The organism is Weissella paramesenteroides ATCC 33313, assembly GCF_000160575.1.
Lineage (GTDB): Bacteria > Bacillota > Bacilli > Lactobacillales > Lactobacillaceae > Weissella > Weissella paramesenteroides.
This window is the reverse complement of sequence record NZ_GG697128.1, coordinates 1-20,544: the sequence shown is the minus strand read 5'-3', so window position 1 is coordinate 20,544 and position 20,544 is coordinate 1. Positions and strand designations below refer to the sequence as shown.

Annotated in this window: 22 protein-coding genes and 4 tRNA genes; 1 reads left to right on the top strand and 25 read right to left on the bottom strand. The window is 36.6% G+C overall.

Annotated features, from left to right (window positions below; all coding sequences use genetic code 11):
• Positions 1-95 precede the first annotated feature (95 nt).
• The 17 genes from HMPREF0877_RS00130 to HMPREF0877_RS00050 all read right to left on the bottom strand — a co-directional run bounded on the left by HMPREF0877_RS00130 (position 96) and on the right by HMPREF0877_RS00050 (position 16,192).
• Positions 96-941 (bottom strand): DegV family protein, encoded by an 846-nt coding sequence (locus tag HMPREF0877_RS00130; protein WP_040760041.1) that lies wholly within the window; start codon positions 939-941, stop codon positions 96-98.
• 182 nt (positions 942-1,123) lie between these two features.
• The gene (locus HMPREF0877_RS00125) at positions 1,124-1,990 is read right to left on the bottom strand and encodes a DegV family protein (RefSeq protein ID WP_002826995.1); all 867 of its coding nucleotides are present in this window, start codon (positions 1,988-1,990) and stop codon (positions 1,124-1,126) included.
• A 185-nt stretch (positions 1,991-2,175) separates the two neighbouring features.
• Positions 2,176-2,592: a MarR family winged helix-turn-helix transcriptional regulator gene (locus HMPREF0877_RS00120; RefSeq protein WP_040760037.1), complete on the bottom strand. Its 417-nt coding sequence runs from the start codon at positions 2,590-2,592 to the stop codon at positions 2,176-2,178.
• A gap of 49 nt (positions 2,593-2,641) precedes the next feature.
• Entirely contained in the window at positions 2,642-3,280 is a 639-nt protein-coding gene (locus tag HMPREF0877_RS00115) for a copper homeostasis protein CutC (RefSeq protein ID WP_002826992.1), read from the bottom strand.
• Between the two features lie 133 nt (positions 3,281-3,413).
• Positions 3,414-5,108 carry an NFACT RNA binding domain-containing protein gene (locus HMPREF0877_RS00110; protein WP_002826991.1) on the bottom strand — a complete coding sequence of 565 codons (1,695 nt, stop codon included), beginning with the start codon at positions 5,106-5,108 and terminating at the stop codon, positions 3,414-3,416.
• Between the two features lie 24 nt (positions 5,109-5,132).
• Positions 5,133-6,068: a riboflavin biosynthesis protein RibF gene (ribF, locus tag HMPREF0877_RS00105; RefSeq protein ID WP_002826989.1), complete on the bottom strand. Its 936-nt coding sequence runs from the start codon at positions 6,066-6,068 to the stop codon at positions 5,133-5,135.
• A 70-nt stretch (positions 6,069-6,138) separates the two neighbouring features.
• On the bottom strand, positions 6,139-7,050 hold the full coding sequence (truB, locus tag HMPREF0877_RS00100) for a tRNA pseudouridine(55) synthase TruB (protein ID WP_040760035.1): 912 nt from the start codon (positions 7,048-7,050) through the stop codon (positions 6,139-6,141).
• 120 nt (positions 7,051-7,170) lie between these two features.
• On the bottom strand, positions 7,171-7,524 hold the full coding sequence (rbfA, locus tag HMPREF0877_RS00095; RefSeq protein WP_002826987.1) for a 30S ribosome-binding factor RbfA: 354 nt from the start codon (positions 7,522-7,524) through the stop codon (positions 7,171-7,173).
• A gap of 41 nt (positions 7,525-7,565) precedes the next feature.
• Positions 7,566-9,791 carry a translation initiation factor IF-2 gene (gene infB, locus HMPREF0877_RS00090; RefSeq protein WP_002826986.1) on the bottom strand — a complete coding sequence of 742 codons (2,226 nt, stop codon included), beginning with the start codon at positions 9,789-9,791 and terminating at the stop codon, positions 7,566-7,568.
• Between the two features lie 11 nt (positions 9,792-9,802).
• The gene (locus HMPREF0877_RS00085; protein ID WP_002826985.1) at positions 9,803-10,108 is read right to left on the bottom strand and encodes a YlxQ-related RNA-binding protein; all 306 of its coding nucleotides are present in this window, start codon (positions 10,106-10,108) and stop codon (positions 9,803-9,805) included.
• Positions 10,098-10,397, bottom strand: a complete 300-nt coding sequence (rnpM, locus tag HMPREF0877_RS00080; protein WP_002826984.1) for an RNase P modulator RnpM — start codon at positions 10,395-10,397, stop codon at positions 10,098-10,100. The genes HMPREF0877_RS00085 and rnpM overlap by 11 nt, the downstream gene beginning before the upstream one ends.
• 10 nt (positions 10,398-10,407) lie before the next feature.
• Positions 10,408-11,538, bottom strand: coding sequence for a transcription termination factor NusA (gene nusA, locus HMPREF0877_RS00075; RefSeq protein ID WP_040760032.1), 1,131 nt, complete (start codon positions 11,536-11,538; stop codon positions 10,408-10,410).
• A 19-nt stretch (positions 11,539-11,557) separates the two neighbouring features.
• A complete protein-coding gene (locus HMPREF0877_RS00070) occupies positions 11,558-12,244 on the bottom strand; it encodes a hypothetical protein (protein WP_040760030.1) in 687 nt (228 codons plus the stop codon).
• Between the two features lie 162 nt (positions 12,245-12,406).
• The gene (gene mgtE, locus HMPREF0877_RS00065; RefSeq protein ID WP_002826981.1) at positions 12,407-13,792 is read right to left on the bottom strand and encodes a magnesium transporter; all 1,386 of its coding nucleotides are present in this window, start codon (positions 13,790-13,792) and stop codon (positions 12,407-12,409) included.
• Between the two features lie 26 nt (positions 13,793-13,818).
• The gene (locus HMPREF0877_RS00060; protein WP_002826980.1) at positions 13,819-14,736 is read right to left on the bottom strand and encodes an RluA family pseudouridine synthase; all 918 of its coding nucleotides are present in this window, start codon (positions 14,734-14,736) and stop codon (positions 13,819-13,821) included.
• Positions 14,737-15,555, bottom strand: a complete 819-nt coding sequence (locus HMPREF0877_RS00055) for an NAD kinase (protein ID WP_002826979.1) — start codon at positions 15,553-15,555, stop codon at positions 14,737-14,739.
• A gap of 22 nt (positions 15,556-15,577) precedes the next feature.
• On the bottom strand, positions 15,578-16,192 hold the full coding sequence (locus HMPREF0877_RS00050) for a GTP pyrophosphokinase (RefSeq protein ID WP_002826978.1): 615 nt from the start codon (positions 16,190-16,192) through the stop codon (positions 15,578-15,580).
• Positions 16,193-16,579: 387 nt separating this feature from the next.
• Between HMPREF0877_RS00050 and HMPREF0877_RS00045 the strand changes: the two genes are divergently transcribed.
• The gene (locus tag HMPREF0877_RS00045) at positions 16,580-17,191 is read left to right on the top strand and encodes a DsbA family protein (protein WP_002826977.1); all 612 of its coding nucleotides are present in this window, start codon (positions 16,580-16,582) and stop codon (positions 17,189-17,191) included.
• An 86-nt stretch (positions 17,192-17,277) separates the two neighbouring features.
• Here the strand turns inward: HMPREF0877_RS00045 and HMPREF0877_RS00040 are convergent, their stop codons facing one another.
• The 8 genes from HMPREF0877_RS00040 to HMPREF0877_RS00005 form a co-directional block, all read right to left on the bottom strand.
• Positions 17,278-17,796: a YfcE family phosphodiesterase gene (locus tag HMPREF0877_RS00040; RefSeq protein ID WP_002826976.1), complete on the bottom strand. Its 519-nt coding sequence runs from the start codon at positions 17,794-17,796 to the stop codon at positions 17,278-17,280.
• Between the two features lie 2 nt (positions 17,797-17,798).
• A complete protein-coding gene (locus HMPREF0877_RS00035) occupies positions 17,799-18,395 on the bottom strand; it encodes an XTP/dITP diphosphatase (protein ID WP_002826975.1) in 597 nt (198 codons plus the stop codon).
• Positions 18,396-18,416: 21 nt separating this feature from the next.
• On the bottom strand, positions 18,417-19,250 hold the full coding sequence (gene murI / locus HMPREF0877_RS00030) for a glutamate racemase (RefSeq protein ID WP_002826974.1): 834 nt from the start codon (positions 19,248-19,250) through the stop codon (positions 18,417-18,419).
• A gap of 62 nt (positions 19,251-19,312) precedes the next feature.
• Positions 19,313-19,942 (bottom strand): HAD family hydrolase, encoded by a 630-nt coding sequence (locus HMPREF0877_RS00025; protein ID WP_002826973.1) that lies wholly within the window; start codon positions 19,940-19,942, stop codon positions 19,313-19,315.
• Between the two features lie 243 nt (positions 19,943-20,185).
• Positions 20,186-20,257 (bottom strand) — tRNA-Gly (locus HMPREF0877_RS00020).
• Positions 20,258-20,267: 10 nt separating this feature from the next.
• Positions 20,268-20,341: transfer RNA gene (locus tag HMPREF0877_RS00015), tRNA-Met, on the bottom strand.
• Positions 20,342-20,349: 8 nt separating this feature from the next.
• Positions 20,350-20,423 (bottom strand) — tRNA-Pro (locus tag HMPREF0877_RS00010).
• 28 nt (positions 20,424-20,451) lie between these two features.
• Positions 20,452-20,525, bottom strand: a tRNA-Arg gene (locus HMPREF0877_RS00005).
• Positions 20,526-20,544: the final 19 nt, after the last annotated feature.

The window sequence follows — 20,544 nt, the reverse complement described above, 5'->3', positions numbered from 1 at the left end:
TTAACAATAACCTAATTAATAATTTTACCATATTTTATGGCAACACGAAAAAAGCGAGATTAACACATCTCGCTAGTTCACATTAATATTACTTATTAATTTAACTGATAACTAAACCCAATTGCGCCATCACCAGTGTGTGTCGCAACAATTGGCGTAGTCTGTTGCAATACCACTTCTACCTCTGGGAAAAGCGTTCGTAATTGTTCGCCTAATGTTTCTCTTTCATCTGGAATACCGGCAGTTGAAATTCCAATTGCATGTACACCCTTTGGTGCTGCTTGAAGTACTTCTATAATTTTTTGTATATAGGCTTTAGTTGATTTGGCACCACGACCCTTAGTCTCAACATTAATATTTCCCTCAACAACATGTGCACCGATACGAATATTTAACATACCTGCTAACAAACCTGCTGTTTTTGACAAACGACCACCGGCAACAAGATTGTCAAGTTTTGAGACAGTCAAATACTGTTCCGTTTTTTCTTTTACTGATTTAATTTCGGCCAATACTTCATCTCGCGATGCACCATTAGCGGCCTTTTCAGCTGCTGCTAAAACAACCATACCAAGTGAACGATCAATTAAACCAGAATCTATAACCGTTATATCTCCATCAACCATCATTGCAGCTTGACGTGCTGCATCTACAGAACCAGATAGCCCTTTTGTTAAGTGAATTGAAATAACAGATGAGCCATCAGCAACTAATGGTTCGTAAATTTCTGTAAAAACACCTAATGCTGGTTGAGAAGTTTGTGGCAAACTTTTAGATGCAGCCATTTTGTCCATAAATTCAACTGGTGATATGGTAATACCATCTTGATAGGTTACACCATCAACCGTAATTGTTAGTGGAATAATTTTTATATCATATTTTTCAATCTCATGTGGTAATAACATTGCTGTTGAATCAGTAACAATTTTTACTTGGGCCATAATATTTAATTCCCCGTTTTCTTGTAATTCATTATGCTTAATTATCTCATTTTTTTTAGAATTTTTCAATTATCTGATATATAAAAACCGATAATCTGGTTTTTATAACTAAATGACGTTCCTGCTACAAAAAAAGTTGCAGTATTCTATTTTAAAGATTACAACAACTTTCGTGACATTTCTTATAAGGAATCTGGGTCTCGTAGCCAAGCCAAAGCTAATGCACCCTTGCCTAAGTGTGCACCAATAACTGGTCCGATATAACTAAATTCGATACGCATATCTGGATATTCTTTTTGTAGTTTATCATGCCAAGCCTGACCAGCCTCTTTATCATTTCCCTGAATAACCATTGCACGTAGCGGATAATCTGCTGCTTCTTTCGCCTGTGCAAATAAAATTTCTGCACGTTGCATGGCTTTTTTCATTGAACGCACTTTTTCAAATGGCACAATTTGATTGGTCTCGTCGTCAAAAGTTAATAAAGGTTTAATCTTCAACATTGTCCCAATAAATGCAGAAGCATTTGATAGACGACCACCTCGAACTAGATTTTGTAAATCATCAACAATAAAACACTCATCAATTGTTGCTGATAGTTCATCCAATACTTTAATGATGTTGTCGATAGATTCACCTTTTTTAACTAATTGTGCGGCCTTCATTACTAGGTGTCCCATCAAACGGACCGTTATCTTTGAGTCATAACCATAAACTTTAAAATCATCTATCATGCTATCTAAGCCAGCAACTGTATTAACTGTTCCTGAAATTGTTGATGCTAAGTTTATGACAATTGTACCATCATAACCTTCTTGTTTTAGCGATTCAAACAACGATAGCCAATCGCCAATTGCTGGCTGAGAAGTTGTTGGAAATTCTGAAGCATTAGCTAATTTTTCATAAAATTCTTCTGTTGTAATATCAATACCTTCATGATACGTTGTCCCATCAATGATAACCGGTAATGACATGACCCTAATATCATATTTATCAATTTCTTCTTGATCCAAATATGCTGTTGAATCAGTGACGACTGCAAGTTTCATTTTAATAAAATCCTTTCAAAGTCATTTAACGTGTAGACGCACGCCTAATTTGTTCTTACGTAATTTTTGTGTATGTAATTAACTATTCTAAGAACTTATTCTTGTATATATAATGACTTAATCACTCGATATTAAATCATAACACAAATCAGTAATGTTTTCAGTTCGATTAAATTATTTGCAGTCTAAAAAGGTTTTGTCATTGATTTATTCAAACGATTTAATAGAATTTGTAACATACTAGTTTCTTCTTCTGACCATACTTTAAAAACATTTTCTTGAAAAAATCGATGTTTTTCATTAATTGCCATTAAGGTATCTGATCCGAGAATTGTGAGTTTATATATCAGTTGTCTATGATCCTTGCCAATAGCTTCACTAGCTACCAACTCTTTTTTAACTAATGAGTGTAGTTGTCGTGATAAAGTTGAATTATCAAGGCCCGTATCAACTGATAGTTTATCTTGCGTATCAATTTCATCATCTAAATGCTGTAAGAGCTGCCATTCTGCAATGGTTACACCATTGTCTTTGGTAATTTTTGTTAAAGCCGTTTTATATTGTTTTTCAGTCTGCCGAAGCGCTTCAAGAATTGTTTTCATTTCAACCTCCACATGATTGCACGCTTGCCAATAACCACCAATTTATAAATCATGATAGTCTTACAATTTTAGATCCATGAACGTCATTTACGCCAAGAACAGTTGCCACCCGAGATGCGTTCATATACGTCACACCACCGCCAGGCATGATGGTCAGCCCTTTGGGGGCCATTGCAATAATTTCCTGTAAATGAGGAATTGTTTCTTCGATGCCCGTACGTAATGTCCCCCCATGCGTCAAGACACGAACAACACCATATTGATATAGCCATTGTAAAGCTTGTGACTGACAACTCACATCAATCGCATCAAAAGCCATGTGGTAAACAACTTTCATTGGTTTCGCCGCTTCAAGTAGTTTTAACATATGGTGACGAGCTAAACGGCCCTTAGCATCAACCACACCAAAGGTAACCATTTTAACACCCAAACTTTTAAAAGTTAGAATAGATTGTCGCATCATTTCAATCTCGGAATAAGTATAATTAAAATCACCTGATCGAGGCCGAATCATCACAACTAAATCAACTTGAGATTTCTCAGCAAGCTGAACTGCCATTGCGACTGTCTTTGGGTCTGGTGTTAAACCACCTAACTCAAGATTAGCATTTAATTCAACACGATTTACCCCAGCAGAGATTGCGGCTTTCATTGTTGGTATATCAGCCAATGCAATTTCTTTTTCCATATATGATCCCTCCAATCTACTCACCCAGAACACGACCTACCAATTTTAAAAAATGTGATGAAATTCTTTTTATACATAAGATACTAAAAAAGACAGATTAATACACGTTATTAACCTGACTTTAAAGTTTTTTTTAATTATTTTGTCGTAATTTCTGCACTAATTGTGCCTCTGGGGTAACAGTCATTGTTGTTTGTCCTTCAAAAATAACAAAGCCTGGTTTAGAACCATTTGGCTTTCTCAATCGTCCGACCGGTAAATAATCTACTGGAACGTTGGCCGATTCACGTGCTTTTGAAAAATAAGCTGCTAACATTGCCCCTTCAAACAAAGTTTGCTCTGTCGGCTCATTATCGTGAATAATAACGTGTGAACCTGGAATATCTTTTGTATGCAACCAAATATCAGACTTTGCCGCAGTCTTCATCGATAATCGTTCATTCTGCAAATTATTTTTCCCTACTTCAATCAATGTACCATCAGTGGCATAGAATTTTTCAGGTTGGCTAACTTTTGGCTTCTGTTTCTTTTTACGCTGTACCCGAAGATAACCCTCTTGTGTTAGTTCCTCTCTGATTTCAGCAATATCTTTTGGTGAAGCAATGTCTATCTGTGCTAGTAGTGTTTCAAAGTAATCAACTTCCTGCTGTGCTAAAGCAATCTGTGAATGCAAATATTTTACTGAATTCTTTAATTTGTTGTACTTTGTGAAATACTTTTGTGCATTTTGAGATGGACCAATTTGGTTAGACAAGGTTATTTTCATTAACCTATTGTCATCATAATAATTTGGTAATTCAATCTCTGTCATACCACGTTTAATCTGAGACATATACGTGGTTAACAACTCACCTTTTACACGATATTCGTCAGCATGGTCAGCATTAGCTAATTCATTCTTTTGTTTTTGAATTTTTTTCTTATTCTTTTTTAATTCATTACGAACAGTTCGCAAAACAATTACCGCTTGTTGCTGTACCCGATCACGCTCAGATTTCTCCGCAAAATAAGCGTCTAAAAGTTCACTTAAAGACTCGTAAGGTGCTTTAATGCCATCAATCGTTACCCAATTAAATGGTGTAAAAGCTACCCCTTTATCCGTACTGATTAACTCTGGTTCAGGTTTGTTAAAATGGTTTAACCACGAAGTTGTGATTGCTAATGAATCACCAGATTGTTGTAAAACATGTGCCAACTCATTGGCAGAGTCATGGGCGAAACCTTGGAAATGTTGTTGAATTTCCTTTGCCAAGTCATTAGTTTTAGGATTATCTAAAATAATATTGGCCAACCCATCCAAGCTTTCGAATGGATTGATAACATTTTGCTTAGGCGGCAAAATATAAGTTCCCCCAGGCATCAAAGTTCGAACTCGATTTTGATCTGCAGGTACATGTTTAATTAAGTCAATAATTCGTTGCGTTGCCTCGTCTACTAAAAACAAGTTTGAATGACGTCCCATCATCTCTAAAATCAATGTTGTTTGCTCTTCATCACCAAGTTCATCGCGTCCTGACGTCACAAATCGAATAATACGATCATTTTCAACTTGTTCAATTTTAATTAGTTTTGATCCTTCAAGATGCTTACGTAGCATCATTGCAAAATTTGGTGCAGTTTGCGGATTGGTATATTTTATTTTGGAAATCTGTGCACGAGCAAATGCTGGATGGGCACTCAATAAAACTGGAAAATTTTGTCGATTATGTCGAATAATCAAAAAAATTTCATTCGCATATGGTTGATGAATTTTCATGATTCGTCCACCAGCTAATTTATCATTTAACTCATGCACCATTGCATGTGTAAAAAGTCCATCGAATGACATGTTATTTATCACTTTCCTTTCTGACTAAAGGTTTAGTAGAAATGCCTGCGCCTCTTTTTCGTCTTCGGCCAATTGATCAATTAGCTCCTGTACATTATTAAATTTCACCTCACCGCGTAAGTAATGGTGCCATTTAATTTGTACATTTTCACCATAAATAGCACGACTAAAATTAAATAAGTTAATTTCAACTGTTTTGGGTCTATTTTCACCAAAAGTGACGTTATATCCAATTGAAGCCATACCTGGATACCAAGTTTGGTCAATTTTCATTTCTACAACATACACACCAACACCTGGTAATCTCTCACCCGGCGTCGTTTCGATATTGGCAGTTGGATATCCTAATTCTCGTCCTCTCGCCTCACCATGTACAATTAAACCTGTTGTCTCATATGGCCGCATCAATAGGTGCGTTAATGTATCTAAACGACCTTCATCAACCATCTTCCGTGCTGTAGTTGATGCACTCTCTTTCCCATCCACATTTACTTGCTGGACCTCAATCACATCAAAGCGACTTTGTGCATATTGAGGTAAATGTTTCATATCAGCATTTTTAGGACCATAAGTATGGTCGAATCCAGCAACAACAGCCTCAGCATGTAGTCCAAACATATATTGATCGACAAAAATCTGTGGCGTTAATTGTGCAAACTCAGATGTGAAATTAACAACATAGGTTAAATCAACCCCCAATTCAGCCAATAAAGCCAATTTTTTAGGTAATCTAGTTAAATAAGTAAGTGGCTTATTATATGTTTTAAATACGATTGATGGGTGATGATCATATGTTAAAACAGCTAGTTTGATACCCCTTTTTTTTGCTTCCTCTGCAGCTCGTTTAATAACCATACGATGCCCAGCATGCACGCCATCAAAAAATCCCATTGCTAAAACAACTGGCTCTTTTTTTATTTGATTAACCGCATATGGATGATGCAAATAAATAACTTCCATCAGTAAGCCCTTCTTCTCTTTTTTTGTGTATTAGTGTATTCATCATAACACATGTTATTCTAAGAACATTTCATTCTATTGAAAAAGTACGATAAGTTCGATATTGATTTTTATCAGGTCGCCAAGCAAAAACTGATTTCACATCACCCTTATATGTTAAAACAATTTTTTCTGTCGTTGGTTCATGCAGACTTGCCGGTTGCCCAATCCCATGTTTTACCTTTTCCCATTGTTCATCATTTAATTCGACGTGCGTATATTGTGCGACCGCTGTTTCAAGTGGCATTAGCCAATCACCTAATGACCCTTTTTCTGTCATACGTTGCGCAATTTCATCTAAACGATGTGCTTGAGTAATATCATATCCGCCAGCACTAATTCTTGTTAACTGGCTCATAACTGAGGGTACTTGTAACTGCCGACCTAAATCAACAGCCAGCGTTCTAATATACGTACCCTTAGATACTCTAGCTAAAAATGAAAATGTTTGTGTACCTTTTTTTTCATCAAACGTTGTAGCGGATGTCATTTTAAATTCATAAATTACCGCTTCACGCTTTGGCCGTTCAACAGTTTCACCAGCGCGTGCATAATCATACAAGCGACGACCATTAACTTTAACCGCAGAATACATTGGCGGAATTTGAGTGATATGTCCTGTCAACGTGCGCATTCCCTTATTTATTTCATCGTTTGAGAATGGTTTAACAAGATGCTGAGTTTGTATCACATCTCCATCCATATCTTCTGTCGTTGTTGCAATACCGAGTGTGATTGAACCCGTATATATTTTCCCGGTTTCTTGCAAAAATTCAATCGTCTTTGTCGCTTTACCAAGTGCCACAGGTAAGACACCGTCAACATTAGGATCAAGCGTGCCAGCATGTCCAATCTTTTTCATTTTTAAAATACGTCGTAATTTAAAAACAACATCATGGGAAGTCATCCCTTTATCTTTATAAATTGGTATAATTCCGTCCATACTTCTCACCTTCGATTTTTGTGTAATTATATGTATATAAAAAGGGCTTTTGTACCAAAATAAGCTGGTAAAAAATGCCCTTTCATTAATTATTCTCATGCCTATTCATAATAAGTATGATTAGTCTTGGTGTAATTGACGAATTAAATCATCAATTTTATTACCATATTGAACAGATTCATCCTTAACAAATTTTAACTCTGGTGTTTTATAGATACGCAAACGTGAACCTAATTCTTTACGAATTAATCCAGTTGCTGCATCAAGACCTTCTGCAGCCTTTTTGTTAACTGATGCTAATTCTGATAACACACTATAAAAGATTTTTGCTTGTTGCAAATCTCCAGTGACTTCTACACCAGTGACTGTGACACCCTCAATACGAGGATCACGAATTCGCTTTAACAATAAATCATTAATTTCTCGTTGAATTTCTTGTTCTAAGCGACCAACTCGAAAATTCTGTTGTGCCATATTAATTTCCTCCCATCAATATATATACATTGTGAAATTAATTAGCGTGGAATTTCAACCATCTCATACGCTTCGATCATATCGCCAACTTTTTCGTCATTGTATTTTTCAATTGTTAGACCAAAGTCATATCCGTTCTTAACTTCCTTAACGTCATCCTTATAACGACGTAGTGAGCCAATCTTACCATCAAAAATAACGATACCATCACGGATTAGACGAACTGATGAATTGCGCGTGATTTTACCTGACATTACCATACCACCAACAATTGTACCAACCTTTGATACCTTGAATAAGTCACGAACTTCCGCAGTTCCAACAACTTTTTCTTCAAATTCAGGATCTAGTTGACCCTTCATGGCAGCTTCAATTTCATCGATGGCATTGTAAATAACACTGTGCAAACGAATTTCAACCTTATCAGTATCAGCTTGTTGTTTTGCTTGTGGTGTTGGTCGTACATTAAATCCAACAATAATTGCGCCAGAAGCTTCCGCAAGTGTTACGTCTGATTCGTTGATAGCTCCAACGGCTGTATGAATAATATCAACCTTAACACCCTCAACGTCAATCTTACGGAATGAACCAGCTAGGGCTTCAACAGAACCTTGAACATCTGCCTTAATAATAACAGGAACAGACTTCATTTGCTTCTCAGCCATCTTATTAAACAAGTCAGATACGGAAACAATATTATTACGATTACGTTCTGCAATCACAGCACGCTTTGCACGTTCCTCACCAGCTGCACGAGCCGTTTTTTCATCTTCAAAGACAACAAAACGATCACCAGCAGAAGGCACATCATTTAATCCCGTAATTTCCACAGGTGTAGATGGCAAAGCTTCTTTAACACGACGACCACGATCATTAGTCATCGTTCGAACACGTCCGTATGTATTACCTACAACAATTGGATCTCCAACATGCATTGTTCCCTGTTGAACCAATACAGTTGCGACAGTACCACGACCTTTATCTAATCGAGCTTCAACAACAGATCCTGCGGCTCTTTTGTTAGGATTTGCCTTCAATTCCAAAACATCAGCAGTCAAAAGAATCATTTCTAATAGCTCATCAATATTTTGTCCAAACTTTGCAGAAATATTAACGAAGATTGTATCTCCACCATATTCTTCAGGCACTAATTCGTATTGCATTAATTGATTGATAACATTTTCTGGATTAGCACCTGGCTTATCAATCTTATTAACAGCAACAATAATTGGTGTTCCTGCAGCCTTAGCGTGATTAATCGCCTCAATCGTTTGTGGCATAACACCATCATCAGCTGCAACAACCAAAACAGTAATATCGGTAATATCTGCTCCACGCGCACGCATTGCTGTAAAGGCTGCGTGACCTGGTGTATCTAAGAAGGTTACAACGCGATCATTTAACTTTGTCTGGTAGGCCCCAATATGCTGTGTAATACCACCAGCTTCACCTTCTGTAACGTGTGAATTACGTAGGTAATCTAGCAAAGTCGTCTTACCATGATCAACGTGACCCATGATAGTAACAACCGGTGCACGTGGTTCCATGTTTTCGCTGTCTTCACCATCATCCTCAAAGAATTTATCCAAGTCAGCAATGTCTACTTCAACTTTTTGTTCAGCATTGATACCATAATCAGCTGCTAATAATTCAATCGTGTCAGCATCCAATGATTGGTTCTGGTTAACCATAACACCCAACATGAACAACTTCTTAATAATTTCAGTTGCGTCACGGTGGATTAATTTAGCAATATCCTGAACATTCATACCAACAGAATATACTAGTGTTTCTGGAAGTGGCTGATCCTTACGTACTGTTGGTGCTGGACGGTGTTCATTATTGTTCCGATTACGTCCTGGGCCTTTCTTACCACGTCGATTATTACGATTATTATTATTGTTGTTATTATTAAAACGACGATTTTTATTTTGAGAATTATGGGTATTATTACGTCCAGCATTGCCTTCATTATTGCTTTGTTGTTGCGTCTTTTGCTTTGTATGCTGTGGACGAGAAGGTTTACTTTCTTCCTTCTTATTATCCTTGGTATGGTTCACATTTTTTTTCGGTGCTTTTTGCTCAGCTGCTTGGGACTTTGCTGAGTTATTATTTTTCTTCACAGCGTTAGTCAAAGTTTGAATTGCTTTATCATCTAATGTAGACATGTGATTTTTAACCGACATGTTCGCTTTATTTGCAATTGACACTAAATCCTTTGATGAAACATTCAAATCTTTCGCCAACTCATAAATTCGCTTGGTCATATAACTTCCTCCTAATTATCTAAGTATTCTCGCATTTTTTTAGCAAATCCTTGATCAGCTACTCCAATTACCGTTCGTGCTAATCCAGTTGCATCTGCCAACTCTTGTCGAGTTAATGCTGTCGAAAACGAAACTTTGTAACTCGTTGTTTTATCTGTAAATTTCTTTTTGCTCGCTTGACCACCATCTGATGCAAAAAAAACTAAACTCACTTTGCCAGAACGAATTGCATTCAAAACTAATGATTCACCAGTAACTAACTTACCAGCACGCCTAGCAAGGCCTAATAAGTTTAATAATTTTTGTTTATTTTGCATCGCCAAAAAGCTCCTTACGTGCTGCTTGATGATCAACATAAGCAATTAACTCATCATAAAACTGCTCTTCAAGTTTTGTTTCAAATACTTTATCAAAGATACGCTTTTTCTTAGCGGTTTCTGCCACATCAACAGATAGAGAGATGTACGCACCACGCCCATTTGCTCGATTTGATGGATCTAAAATGACATTACCTTCTGGTGTTCGTACAATACGCACAAGTTCTTTTTTAGGCACCATTTCTCCGGTAACAATATCTTTACGCATTGGAATTTTACGTGGCTTCATATGCGACCTCCTATTCTTCTGAATTATCGTCTAATTCAACTTCTTCAATATTTTCAGCAACAGAATTATCTGTTGATTGATTTTCTAGTTCAGCGATAACTTCTTCACGTGCTGATTCAGGTTTGATGTCAATTTTAAATCCTGTCAAACGTGCAGCTAAACGTGCATTTTGACCGCGTTTACCGATAGCCAATGATAATTGATAATCAGGAACCAAGACTGTTGCTGCGCGATCATTAGTTGGATCAAAAATCACTTCAACAACTTCCGCTGGGTTCAATGAATTTTTTATAAACTCAGCTGGATCTTCTGTCCACTCAACAATGTCCATGTTCTCACCTGATAATTCAGTAACAACCGATTGCACACGTGCACCGCGTTGACCAACCATTGTTCCAACGGCATCCAGATTTTCATTATGTGAGTAGACAGCAATTTTTGAACGATCTCCTGCTTCACGGGCAATAGACTTAATTTCAACAGTACCATCAAAAACCTCAGGTACTTCTGCTTCGAATAGTCGTTTAACCAAATCAGGATGAGTACGAGAGACAAAAACCTGTGGGCCTTTTTGCTCATTTTGTACTTGTGAAACCAAAACTTTGATTTTATCACCCATTTGATAATTTTCACTAGGCATCTGGTCATTTGGCTTCATCGCTGCCATTTGATTACCTGGCAAAATGATATACAGGTAACGTGAGTCTTCCCGTTCAACTTCTCCAGTGATAATTTCATCTTCGTAACCGACAAAGTTATCATAAACAACGCCACGTTCAGCTTCACGTACTTTTTGCATAATAATTTGCTTTGCTGTTTGTGCTGCTAAACGGCCAAAATCTTTTGGTGTGACTTCAAAACGAATTTCATCACCAACTTCGTAAGCCTTATTTAATTCTAAGGCCTCTTCTAAACTAATTTGTTCATAGGGTTCTTCAATTTCATCTACGACTGTCTTAACCGCATATACCTTAATACTACCCTTTTTCTTATCGAATTGAACTTCGACGTTTTCAGATTCGTCATAGTTTTTTTCGTACGCCTTTTTTAAGGCCTCTTCCAGTGCTGCAATTAAAACTTCGGCTTTAATACCCTTTTCTTCTTCAAGTGCATCAAGGGCTGATACTAATTCCTTACTCATTTTTTGTTTCTCCGTATTTTTAAAAATCATTTGATTGTCGTGCTTGTGCAACCGCGCGACGTGGGATCAGCAATTCATCATTGGACTCATCAGTAATGATTAGATCTTCTGGTGTAAAATTATTTAATTCACCTAAAAATTCTTTGCGACCATTAATTTTTTGATAAGTTGAGATGTGCACTAATTTATGACGTGCCCATTCATAATCCTCTTCAGTAGTCAAAATACGATCTTGGCTGACAGATAAATTGGCTTTCTGAATATTATCTAAATCAATCTCAATCAATTGGTGCTTTGTTTTTAATGCAACATCTATAGTCAATTTGTCATCTAAAAATGATACCAACTGGCCAGTAAATTTTTCTAAACCTGCAACTGGATTATTTAAAATCACCTCAATAAATTTTCCAACTGCCCAAACAAAGTTTCCTGGTTGCTGTAATTCTCGATCAGCACCTGGAGATGAAACATCAAGAAGATAAGCCTGTGGGAATGGATCAGGAGTAATCATATCTAGCTCGTCGCTGATAACTTCCGTTAGCATCACGAGATCATCCATATTAATTTCTCCATCAACACGGTCTACAAGTACTCGAAGAACAAAATCGCTGTCTTGTTTTTCATACAAAACATCCCAAAGATCAAAACCCTTTTTAGCCAATATAGGTTTTAAAATTGCTTGAACATTTTCTGTAACTTTTGCCATTCTAACCCTCCCTTCATGCATCAATATTCGCTCGATTTAATAAACTCCTTAAAAAAATGAGCGGCCGAGAAGAAATCCGGCCACTCAATTAAGAGCATATTCATTAACAAACTTTATAGTATCACGAATTTATCCTGTAGGCAAGTAACAGCTCTTCATATTTCAATGCATCATGAAATGATCAATGAATGCTTTTGCCACATTAAAGTAAATAATAACGGATGTTAAATCAGATAGCGTTGAAATAAATGGCCCAGATGCCACTGCAGGATCAACGCCAACTTTATCCATAATTAACGGAATAAATGCCCCGGCAACATTAGCGACCAAAATAGCAACACTCATTGCTAAACCAACCGCAATTCCCAATAACAGATTGTTTTTCCAAATTAAGATGACTAGAAAAATCGTTACACCTGCAAGTATACCAATCATTACACCAATCAAAATTTCAATCAACAATGATTTAAAGATTGATTTCTTTTCCTGTAAAGCAATGCGACGAACTGCAACTGCCAACGATTGCGTACCTGCATTTCCTGCTGTACCAGTTATTAAAGAAATAAAAACCGCTAGAATTGATGTCTCTGCTACTAAATAATTGTAGCCATCAATCACTGACGCAGTTCCCATCCCCAAAAAAATCAATCCAATTAACCAAGGTAAACGTTTCATTGCTGACTTAATTGGATTATCTTCTAAAGTGACAACGTCCACACCAGCCAGTCGTGAATAATCTTCTGCAGCTTCTTCATCAATAACATCAACAATATCATCGACAGTAATCATTCCAACCATCTTTTGTTCGGCAACAACAGGAATTGCAACAAAATTATAATCAGCCATAATTTTGGCAACTTCCTCTTGATCATCTGCAGGACTGACAGTAATCAAATTTGTATCCATTACCTCAGCAACTTTTGCTGCATCTGGCCACACAATCAATGATTTCAGTGAGATAACCCCCACCAACACACCGTTGTCATCTAAAATATAAATATAATTGATTTGTTCTGCTTCTTGGGCGGCTTGCTTAACCTCTACCATTGCTTGACCAATTGATAGCTGTTGGTTAATAGCAATGAACTCGGTACTCATCAGAGATCCCGCAGTATCATCATCGTATTTCAAAAAGCGTTTGATTTCTTCAGCACTTTTTTTCGGCATTAATGATAAATAAAGCGCTAATTGTTTACTGTCTAAGTCAGACATCAAATCAACCGCATTATCGGTGTACATTTCAGCTAACATTTCTGCCGCATAGTGCGGAGACATTTCAGATAAGAGATCATTAAAATCAACGTCTTCAGGATCAATCTCGTCAAAAATATCCGCAAGCTCCACTGGTTTTAACCAGTCAATAATTTGATGTCTTAACTGCGCTGTTAATGAAACATAAAAGATCGCTTGATCAAATGTATGCAATTCATCAAAACTATTTAAAAAGGCATCTTTGTCGTTATTTTCAATATATTGAACTAAATAATGGGCCTGTTCTGATAACTCATCACGCATTTCTTCCGTCAATTCTTGTAATGTTTCTTTCATTATTCACCACGCCATTTTTTATTTATCTAAGATTTGCTCACCATATCTTCTGTAGAATTATCTGTCAAAATTTGCTTTAAATCTTCAGGCAACGGACTCTGAATATGGCGCTTTATTTCACTAAAAGGATCGTAGAACTCCAACCAATAGGCATGTAATGCTTGTCGTTCGATTCCTCGATCCATAGGACCACCATATATTTCATCCCCGATTAATGGATGTCCGATATATTTAAAATGCACACGAATTTGATGTGTGCGTCCGGTATGTAACTGAACCTTCACTAATGTTTGATTAGGCATCCGATTCACTACCCAATATTCTGTTTGTGATGGTCGACCGTCAGCACGTACCTCACGTCTAATAAAATCATTATCCATCCGACCAATTGGTGCATCAATAAACCCATGGTCATCTGGGACAATGCCATCAACAATTGCATAATAGCGCTTATCTACTGTATGCGTTTGCAATTGCTTATCTAACAGACCATGTGCAAACCGGTGCTTGGCTAGTAAGGCAACACCAGATGTAAATCTATCTAATCGAGTCACAACATGCGGTACAAGATCTTCTGCCCCTTCTGAAATCAAATAACCTTTGACACGATTAACCATGGTTGTCTCTCGATCAGCTTTTCCAGGAACTGAAGTGACACCTGCCACCTTATCTACCACTAACCAATTTTCATCTTCATACAAAATCTTAATTGGTAAGTCAGAAGCAGCCACAATTGCATTGGATTTTTCTGCTGGCATTTTCACCTCAACCAAGTCACCAGGCTCAACATCATCTAATGTTCTAACTGGTCTATGATTGAGTAGTACTTGGCCACCACCACGTTTAATAATCGCAAACATACGATGTGAAACACCACGCTGTGCTAAAAAGGTTTTGATGCGTAATGTACTATCACTTTGATTTTTCCAACTAAAATGAGCCACTTATCTCACCTCCGTTCCAATAAAACTAGCTTGTACACGGTGCCAAAAATGCATATGCCGGTATTCAGCAAATTGAATTTTTTGATCAGCTACCTGGAAAGAAATCCAATCTATATTCGAAGATATTTTATTTAAATGATCATAACTAAACGTCACAGCAGAACCATCGTTTTCTAGTTGTACCTTAACAACCTCGTGACTACCAATAATCAAAGGAGACCCTAATGTACGAAAAACCCTGCTATTTATTGAAGCAATTTCAGCTAATTGAATTGCTTGTAAACTCGGATGCATAACTGCTCCACCAATTGCTTTGTTATAAGCTGTCGACCCAGTTGGTGTCGAAGCTGTCAAACCATCTCCTCGAAATCGTTCAAACAATTCATTTTGAATATAAACGTCAGCAACCAATGTACCAAGAGGGCGTTTGATAGCTGCCTCATTTAAAGCTAAAATATTTTCCTCATGTCCATCTGTGTAATGAATTTTAGCATGCAGGAGAGGATATTTAACTGTTTTAGCGGTTGTTTCTTGATTAACCAAGCTCTCAACCAGCTCATCTAATTCAAAATATTGCCAATCTGCATAAAATCCCAGATGCCCAGTATGCACACCAATAAAACGAATTTTATCCAATTGATCAGTATAATGATGAAAAGCCCCCAATAATGTCCCGTCACCACCAACCGTAATGACAACTTCTGGATTTTCATTGTCAAATATGACTCGCCCCTCACTCCGAGCAATGAGTTTTTCTTTCAGTAAGGAAACTACTGCCCTAGAATGAGGTACATTATTACTATATACAGCGATCTTCATTTAGCAGCCTTCCTTTTTGCTTTTATAAATTACCATTCGTTTCATTTTCTGATAGTCCATTATGGAGTTCAGAAAATAATTCATCAACTTTTATGCTAAGCTCTGCAGCATTTTTTAATTTTTCTTGCATTTCTTCGGTATATTCACCGTCGTATTTATAATTAATGGCATGTTCAATGGTCGCCCACACATTCATTTGCATCGTTCGAACTTGAATTTCTGCTAGTACTTTCTTCTCACCAGTAACTAACTGAACAGGATATTCAATGACAATATGATATGAACGATACCCTGATGGTTTTTCATTCGTCACGTAATCACGTTCTTCCAGAATAACCATATCCTTGCGTTTACGTAACAAGTCAACCACTCGATAAATATCCTCGGTAAACTGTGTCATGATCCGAACACCAGCCAAATCTTCCATATCTTGCTCAATACGATCTATGCTAATATGACGTCGAATAAGTTTTTCTTCAATAGCCGGGATTGTTTTCACCCTTCCCGTCACAAATTCAACCGGTGTTTGTATACCTTGTAATTCAAATTCTTGGCGCATGCCACGCAATTTAACCTTTAATTCATCAACTGTTTGAACATAAGGTTGCAGTAATTTTTCCCACTCATCTTGTGTCATTTTTACTCCCCCAAAAATTTCATAAGTCTCACTATTATTTGTGTCCTGCTATTAAAACTTCAAACTAACACGCTAAAATAACTAACCACAGAGTATCTATAATAGGTTATACAAGCGGAATATTATCGTATTCGTTGTGAAAATTATATAATTAAGTCAGCTTATTATAACAAATAACACAATGCTTTAATTTTACAATTACTAAGGAGTTCTTACCAGTGTTATTTAATAAATAATCCGTATTTGAAAACTTATATTATGCATTTTTTCACTAAAAGGGTTATCCTTAGTTCTGTTATAAAAAGAAAGATCATATAGACACACTAGCAATGATAGCGTACTATTGATGGGTATGCATAAAAACGTTTTTGGAGGTTGTCGCTTGTTATGTTAGAAGTGTACCACTTCGTCACTCCCCTCTCAGCTGAAAGTATAGCATCAGAGGAAATGATTATGAGTTATTTTGAAGAAATGAATCAATTTGTTTCCTACAAGCTGATTCCAATTGTCACAATGCAGTCAGTACGAGATACGTACCACGAATTAAAGCGTAATTACAAAAACATTGATTACGCAACTGTTGCAAATAATTTATCACAATTAGTATTAGATACAAAAGCTGTCCAATCTCAAGGAAGAAAAGCTGCCAGGGCATTTTACTTTAAAATGCAGACGCAATTATTAGCAAATAAAACTTACTCTAAAAATTTAGTTTTGTCGACCATTGCTGAATTGAATTTAGATGAAAATATTTTTTTGGAAGATTATAATACACTTTCAACCTTAAATGCTTTGAGAGATGATCAAAATATTGCGGCAAATATGGGTATTGTAACCTACCCTACCATGGTCGTATATAATTCAACTGAAAACAGATACGCCTTTCAAACAACAGATTTTTCATCTCAAGGTTTAGCACACGTCTTCAATTCATCCATGAGTCAAAAAACGACCAATGCGTCACTTCATTTAGTTAACTATGAAGAAAGTACTAATTAAGACAATCAAAAAGTAGATCGCAATAAACAATTTAACGTAAATTGTTTATTGCGATCTACTTTTTTTAATTTAATTTAACATACATTTTATCTATCAAACTCAAATTTCAGTCCTGGTACCGGCTGTAAATCACGTGTGTAAAATTGCACAATGAACTTTTTAGGCTCTACTGAAAGGATTGCATATGTTCCCTTGAGGTATGCATATGGTCCTTTAGGAAGGGAAATTGACCCTGGATTAATAAATAACTTGCCATCAATCTTTTCAGCGCCCAACATATGTGTGTGGCCTGACGTGACAACATCCACATCTTTATGCGATGCTACTTCTCTCAATTGATTAAGAGAAATCTCAGTATGCACTAAGTGACCATGAGTTTGATAAATTTTAACAAATTCGTCTTCATAGTTACGATCATCAGGAAACATCGGGTCATCATCCATATTACCAATTACTGGAAGTAATGTGTCAAAAAGTTCATCGGACCGTTGTAATTCCGAATCACCATTATAAAACATTGCCCGAACTTTTCCCTTGTAATGCGCAACAATATCAGTCAAAATTTGTCGATCACCATGTGTATCAGATACAATTAAATAATCCATAATTAATCTCCCCACCAATCTTTAAATAACACGATAAATTGTCTTAAAGCATTTCCTCTATGTGAAACACTGTTTTTTTCTGTGGCTGTCAATTCAGCAAAACTTTTATGCAATGGTTCATAATAGAACAATGGGTCATATCCAAATCCATCGGTTCCTTGTTCTTCAAATAAAATACTACCATTAACTGAGCCATCTGCCACAATTTTTTCTCCTGTTGGCTTTAATCCAACAATTACTGTATGAAATGTCGCTGTGCGATCTGGTTTTTTTACATTAGTTAATTCTGATAGTAACTTTTTATTATTTGCAAGATCATCATGATCACCTGCGTAACGTGCAGAATGGACACCAGGCGCACCATTTAAAGCATCAACACTCAATCCAGAATCATCTGCTACCACCGGCAAGTGATAAGTGTCTGAAATCGTCTTCGCTTTGATAGTCGCATTGTCTAAAAAAGTAGACCCATTTTCATCAATCTCTGGTACATCTTCCAAATCGTTTAATGAAATAACTTCTACACCAAAAGGCGACAAAAATTCACGAAACTCACGTATTTTACCATTATTTTTTGATGCAAAAATTAATTTAGTCATTATCTTGTTCTCCCAAAAATTTTATTTTACAGATATTAGCTGTTCACCTACAATACTTACGTGTTGTACATTTAAATTTGAAATCTGGAGCCAATTTTCTGCAAGAAGATCAAAAATTTTCTGATCGCCAGTTGTAAAATACTTGTCCAGATTTCTTTTCTGACCATTTGTACTCTCATGTCTAATTTTAAAATCATCCAAAATTTGTGCGACAGCCGCAATTGTGGATGTTCCTGGATCAACCAGTTTTACCTGTTCGCCCACAGATTCTTGTATAAACTTTGCCAACAAGGGAAAATGGGTACATCCTAATACTAATGTATCAATCCCACTTGCTTTAATCGGTAATAAAACTTTTGTAACTACCTGGTTAACAGTTAGTTCATTCTTTTCCGGTTGCTCTGCAATTTTAACTAAGGTTGGTGTGGCTAATTGTAAAACATGAAAATCAGCATTAATCTTCTTCAAGCCATCATAGTAAGCCATTGAATTAACTGTTCCCTGGGTTGCAATAATACCAATATTATTTGACTCTGTTACCTGGCTAGCTGCATCCACTCCTGGTTGGATAACGCCAACAACCGGAATTGGTAAGTACTTGATTAAATCATCCAAAGTCGCTGCCGTAGCTGTATTGCAGGCAACAACTAATAGTTTTATGTCTTTTTCCATTAAAAAATCTACCAACTGCCAAGTAAATTTTTTAACTTCATCTGATGTTCTTGGTCCATACGGCATTCGTGCAGTATCGCCAATATAATAGACTTGCTCATCTGGTAATTGTTTTAGAGCTTGTTTGACGACGGACAAACCACCTATACCTGAATCTAAATATCCGATTGCACGATTATCCATATTTTTCACTTCTTTCAAAAAGTTATTTTAAATTATAAAATTTCCGTATCCTTCAATAATATCTACTTATCATTCAGCATATAAGCTAACAGGTCAGACGGTGTTCCAAAAACCATATCTGCCTGATTGTTAAAGACAGATTGATCACGAACTCCCCAAGCAGCCATGCCAAACTTAATGCCTGCATTATGCGCAGCTTGCATATCATGAACAGAATCACCAATATACATTGCCGTTGCTTTATCTGCTTTTAGATTATCCAATGATTTTAAAATTGGATCCGCTGCAGGTTTCATATGAGGTGTCTGTCCTGCAAACACAAAGTCATCAAAATATTTCTTGAAATCAAAACTATCACTATGACTATCAAATTCTTCTGGTGTATTTGAAGTCACTATGCCAAGTTTTTTACCGCTTAATTTAAGTTTGGAAAGCATCTCAGTAATACCATCAAATAATTTAACCTCATGCCAAAAATCATGATAATGGCTTTGCCAAGCTAATTGCATTTCTTCTGGATTTTCAACACCCATTCTAATTAATCCATCTAATGATGGTAATCCAAAAATTTTATACACTTCCTCGTAAGATTTTTCAACCCCGCGGTCACGAAATGTTTGAATAAGTGACTGCATATACATACTTTCTGTACTTAATAACGTACCATCAACATCAAAAATAACCGTATTCATAATTTTCCCCTAAAAATATTTATACTGTATAGTATATAACACTCACAAATTTCATGCATCAACCTAACCTAAACATTGAAAATTATTCAAAATATGAGATTGTTAATATATGATTAATTAGTAGATAGACATGGCTGCTTTTTACGATGCATTTGAGATAAATTTATAATGACACAGGAAAGTATATACATAAAAAAACTCCAATAAACACTTGATAATAAATGTTTATCGGAGTTTTATCAAAGCGGACGACGGGAATCGAACCCGCATTCCCAGCTTGGAAGGCTGGAGCACTAGCCATTGTACTACATCCGCATTGTGCTAATCGCGGCGGGGGGAATCGAACCCTCGACCTCCCGGGTATGAACCGGACGCTCTAGCCAGCTGAGCTACACCGCGAATGAATATCGGGACGACAGGATTCGAACCTGCGACCCCCTGGTCCCAAACCAGGTGCTCTACCAAACTGAGCTACGTCCCGAAATAATAACAAGTATTAATTTGTTAAATGCACCTAGAAGGATTCGAACCTTCAACCTTCTGATTCGTAGTCAGACACTCTATCCAGTTGCGCTATAGGTGCAATTTCCATATTAGTAATA

What these genes read in the sequence shown, in the direction of transcription:
- HMPREF0877_RS00130 (WP_040760041.1), bottom strand. Translation starts at nt 941, where the DNA reads ATGGCCCAAGTAAAAATTGTTACTGATTCAACAGCAATGTTATTACCA.
- HMPREF0877_RS00125 (WP_002826995.1), bottom strand. Translation starts at nt 1,990, where the DNA reads ATGAAACTTGCAGTCGTCACTGATTCAACAGCATATTTGGATCAAGAA.
- HMPREF0877_RS00120 (WP_040760037.1), bottom strand. Translation starts at nt 2,592, where the DNA reads ATGAAAACAATTCTTGAAGCGCTTCGGCAGACTGAAAAACAATATAAA.
- HMPREF0877_RS00115 (WP_002826992.1), bottom strand. Translation starts at nt 3,280, where the DNA reads ATGGAAAAAGAAATTGCATTGGCTGATATACCAACAATGAAAGCCGCA.
- HMPREF0877_RS00110 (WP_002826991.1), bottom strand. Translation starts at nt 5,108, where the DNA reads ATGTCATTCGATGGACTTTTTACACATGCAATGGTGCATGAGTTAAAT.
- ribF (WP_002826989.1), bottom strand. Translation starts at nt 6,068, where the DNA reads ATGGAAGTTATTTATTTGCATCATCCATATGCGGTTAATCAAATAAAA.
- truB (WP_040760035.1), bottom strand. Translation starts at nt 7,050, where the DNA reads ATGGACGGAATTATACCAATTTATAAAGATAAAGGGATGACTTCCCAT.
- rbfA (WP_002826987.1), bottom strand. Translation starts at nt 7,524, where the DNA reads ATGGCACAACAGAATTTTCGAGTTGGTCGCTTAGAACAAGAAATTCAA.
- infB (WP_002826986.1), bottom strand. Translation starts at nt 9,791, where the DNA reads ATGACCAAGCGAATTTATGAGTTGGCGAAAGATTTGAATGTTTCATCA.
- HMPREF0877_RS00085 (WP_002826985.1), bottom strand. Translation starts at nt 10,108, where the DNA reads ATGCAAAATAAACAAAAATTATTAAACTTATTAGGCCTTGCTAGGCGT.
- rnpM (WP_002826984.1), bottom strand. Translation starts at nt 10,397, where the DNA reads ATGAAGCCACGTAAAATTCCAATGCGTAAAGATATTGTTACCGGAGAA.
- nusA (WP_040760032.1), bottom strand. Translation starts at nt 11,538, where the DNA reads ATGAGTAAGGAATTAGTATCAGCCCTTGATGCACTTGAAGAAGAAAAG.
- HMPREF0877_RS00070 (WP_040760030.1), bottom strand. Translation starts at nt 12,244, where the DNA reads ATGGCAAAAGTTACAGAAAATGTTCAAGCAATTTTAAAACCTATATTG.
- mgtE (WP_002826981.1), bottom strand. Translation starts at nt 13,792, where the DNA reads ATGAAAGAAACATTACAAGAATTGACGGAAGAAATGCGTGATGAGTTA.
- HMPREF0877_RS00055 (WP_002826979.1), bottom strand. Translation starts at nt 15,555, where the DNA reads ATGAAGATCGCTGTATATAGTAATAATGTACCTCATTCTAGGGCAGTA.
- HMPREF0877_RS00050 (WP_002826978.1), bottom strand. Translation starts at nt 16,192, where the DNA reads ATGACACAAGATGAGTGGGAAAAATTACTGCAACCTTATGTTCAAACA.
- HMPREF0877_RS00045 (WP_002826977.1), top strand. Translation starts at nt 16,580, where the DNA reads ATGTTAGAAGTGTACCACTTCGTCACTCCCCTCTCAGCTGAAAGTATA.
- HMPREF0877_RS00040 (WP_002826976.1), bottom strand. Translation starts at nt 17,796, where the DNA reads ATGGATTATTTAATTGTATCTGATACACATGGTGATCGACAAATTTTG.
- HMPREF0877_RS00035 (WP_002826975.1), bottom strand. Translation starts at nt 18,395, where the DNA reads ATGACTAAATTAATTTTTGCATCAAAAAATAATGGTAAAATACGTGAG.
- murI (WP_002826974.1), bottom strand. Translation starts at nt 19,250, where the DNA reads ATGGATAATCGTGCAATCGGATATTTAGATTCAGGTATAGGTGGTTTG.
- HMPREF0877_RS00025 (WP_002826973.1), bottom strand. Translation starts at nt 19,942, where the DNA reads ATGAATACGGTTATTTTTGATGTTGATGGTACGTTATTAAGTACAGAA.